Origin of the sequence: Bacteroides cellulosilyticus DSM 14838, assembly GCF_000158035.1 — a bacterium.
In the GTDB taxonomy this organism is placed as follows: Bacteria; Bacteroidota; Bacteroidia; order Bacteroidales; family Bacteroidaceae; genus Bacteroides; species Bacteroides cellulosilyticus.
Genome location: NZ_EQ973495.1, coordinates 432,797 through 434,789, shown reverse-complemented (window position 1 = coordinate 434,789; position 1,993 = coordinate 432,797). Strand labels below are relative to the sequence as shown.

Genomic DNA, 1,993 nt, shown 5'->3' with positions numbered 1-1,993 from the left:
TGAGGTAATTGGACAAGTATCCGTGCTACAGCCGACATACCTCCAATATAGATAGCCGCCAATAGCCCCGACTATTGCACCTACGATTGTAGGCCAATATCTTTTAGCGAATGTTTTTTCCATCCTTTTTAATACTTTTGATACATGTCTTTTAAAGAAACAGATTTCCTAGGGAAATTGTTTCCCAATATATGGATTATTTTTCATATTAGTTGCTTAAAAAAGGAAGAATCGATTAAACTGCTCTCATTTTGAGCATTTAAAAGGAAAACTTGGTATCTTTGTGGCATCACTAAACAAAATACGTCTGAAATAATGCAACCATATACTATATGTTTGACGGGTGGTGTGGCTCGTAATCCACTTGTGCGATTAGCTGCACCTGCTTCCGCATCTTTTCCGGCAGATGAACACATTGCCATTGTCGGACCTAATGGTTCTGGAAAAAGCCTTTTGGTAGATATGCTTATCGGAAAATACCCTTTGAAGGAAGGAGCAATAACCTATGACTTTTCTCCTTCAACGTTAAAGACAGTCTATGAGAATATCAAATATATTGCTTTTCGCGATACGTATGGGTCGGCGGATGCCAATTACTATTATCAGCAGCGCTGGAACACCCATGATCATGATGATGTTCCGTTAGTCAGGGATATGTTGGGAGAAGTCAGGGATGAGAAACTGAAACAAGAACTTTTTGAATTATTCCGTATTGAACCTATGCTGGATAAGCCGATGATTCTTCTTTCCAGTGGTGAGTTGCGTAAATTTCAGTTAGTGAAAGCACTACTTACAGCTCCCCGTGTTCTTATTATGGATAATCCTTTCATTGGACTGGATGCCCAGACCCGTGAATTGCTGAATACTTTGTTGGCAGGACTAGCCAAACGCTCTGCCGTACAACTTATCCTGATACTTTCTATGATGGATGATATTCCCTCATATATTAATAAAGTGCTGCCGATAGCTAATCGTACGGTAGGGCAAATGATGCAACGTGATCAATATCTTACCATATTCCGGAATGCAGATATACTTGTACCCGAAGATTTACAGCAGCGTATTATTGACCTTCCCTATGATAATACCAATTATGTATCCGATGAAGTGGTCCGATTGAATAAAGTCAGTATTCGCTATGGTGACCGTACTATTTTGAAAGAACTGGACTGGACAGTGATGCGCGGACAGAAGTGGGCGTTGAGTGGTGAGAATGGAGCGGGAAAGTCTACTCTACTTAGTCTTGTGTGTGCCGATAATCCTCAATCATACGCTTGCGATATCAGTCTGTTCGGGAGAAAGAGAGGGACGGGGGAGAGCATTTGGGAAATAAAGAAACATATTGGTTATGTCAGCCCTGAAATGCACCGTGCTTATTTGAAGAATTTACCGGCGATTGAAATAGTTGCCTCCGGCCTGCACGACAGTATCGGACTATACAAGCGCCCGAAAGCGGAACAGATGTCTGTTTGTGAATGGTGGATGGATATTTTCGGTATTGCTGCCTTAAAGGACAAACCTTTCTTGCAATTATCCAGCGGTGAGCAACGTCTGGCACTTCTGGCACGTGCTTTTGTAAAAGATCCGGAATTATTGATACTGGATGAGCCTTTGCATGGTCTGGATACATACAATCGTCGGCGGGTAAAGAAGATAATCGAAGCATTTTGCCGCCGGCAGGACAAAACCATGATTATGGTTACCCATTATGAAAGGGAGTTGCCTGCTACTATTACAGATCGCATAGCTTTAAAGCGTAATCGGTAATCAGTCAAAATTATGAAGAAACTGTTATTCCTGTTTTTGATACTTTTTTTCTTCTTTTCTTGTGGGAGAGGGAAGGCACCGATAAGTGAAAGTTCCCGGATAATACCCGACTCTTTCGCAATCGGTTTGAATTTGTATAATAAAGGAAGAGCAGTTTATCATCATTCCAATAACATGGACAGTATGTTATTCTATATGCAATTGGCTGAAGGTTTCTTCATACGTG

1 protein-coding gene and 1 pseudogene are annotated in these 1,993 nt (G+C 41.2%); both read left to right on the top strand.

Translation table 11 applies throughout. The features are described 5' to 3' along the window. Positions 1-315: 315 nt before the first annotated feature. A complete protein-coding gene (locus BACCELL_RS23990; protein WP_007214734.1) occupies positions 316-1,767 on the top strand; it encodes an ATP-binding cassette domain-containing protein in 1,452 nt (483 codons plus the stop codon). A gap of 12 nt (positions 1,768-1,779) precedes the next feature. After that, positions 1,780-1,993 (top strand): annotated as a pseudogene (locus tag BACCELL_RS27175) (hypothetical protein); the annotation flags it as partial.

Bases quoted from the DNA above. Each gene is read 5' to 3' on its own strand.
- BACCELL_RS23990 (WP_007214734.1), top strand. From the start codon at position 316: ATGCAACCATATACTATATGTTTGACGGGTGGTGTGGCTCGTAATCCA.